Source organism: Cupriavidus mimosae (assembly GCF_023952485.1).
GTDB classification, from domain to species: domain Bacteria; phylum Pseudomonadota; class Gammaproteobacteria; order Burkholderiales; family Burkholderiaceae; genus Cupriavidus; species Cupriavidus taiwanensis_C.
In genome coordinates this window covers 1-719 of sequence record NZ_JALHRY010000105.1, presented here as the reverse complement: position 1 = coordinate 719, position 719 = coordinate 1, and the positions used below count along the sequence as shown (strand labels likewise).

The following is a 719-nucleotide window of genomic DNA, read 5'->3' as shown; positions in this document are numbered from 1 at the left end:
ATTTCTCCCCCCCGGGATGTCGGATGGGATCGTTGAAGAATTGAGTAATCGCTATATTATTGACGCGCTCCGGCGACATAAGGTCAACGTCAGGGATATTTCGCTCATTATCGATGCAGCACCCGCCTCACACGAAGCATGTCAAGTATTTTCGATTCCCACTGCCTACCCAACATTGCGCCGCCTCTACAGCCTGAAAGCGAATAGTCCTACAACGTCAGTTATTGGCGTGGTCGAATCCCCGTTCGATCGGCTAGCTTGCTCTGCGAGCTTTGAAGCGACCTACTAAATCATGCCGCGTCGACCCTCGTCGTGATCAGCCTATTGACTCCCACACATGCTCGATATTGAAGTTCAGGAAGAGCCGCCTCATCACCGCATTGCCCCAACAATTTCCCTTTCGGCTGATGCTGAAAATCTCCTGATGCTACCTGTGCATGGCTTAATATTCATCGCTCACCTACCGGGCAGCTTAGACCGGTCGTCGCAAGTACAGAAGACTGGGCAGATTGCAGATTTTCATCTACGGCTTTGGCGGGTGTCGCCAACCAAGCGATTTTTCGAGGTCTGCTATTCAGCTCATTGGCAACGGCCTGAATCTCTCGAGTGCTCCAATGGGCCAGGACAACCGCTCGACCCGTTCGTGACAGGAAGGTTACTTTCAAGCGGCGTCCGAGCGGATCTGTACAACCTTGCCCCATGGCGTTAGTTCGGCGACG

Annotated in this window: 2 pseudogenes; one reads left to right on the top strand and one right to left on the bottom strand. The window is 53.0% G+C overall.

The features are described from left to right. Nucleotides 1-289, top strand: a pseudogene (locus MKD50_RS30535) (GntR family transcriptional regulator); the annotation flags it as partial. Nucleotides 290-449: 160 nt separating this feature from the next. Here the strand turns inward: MKD50_RS30535 and MKD50_RS30530 are convergent. Next, nucleotides 450-719 (bottom strand): annotated as a pseudogene (locus MKD50_RS30530) (hypothetical protein); the annotation flags it as partial.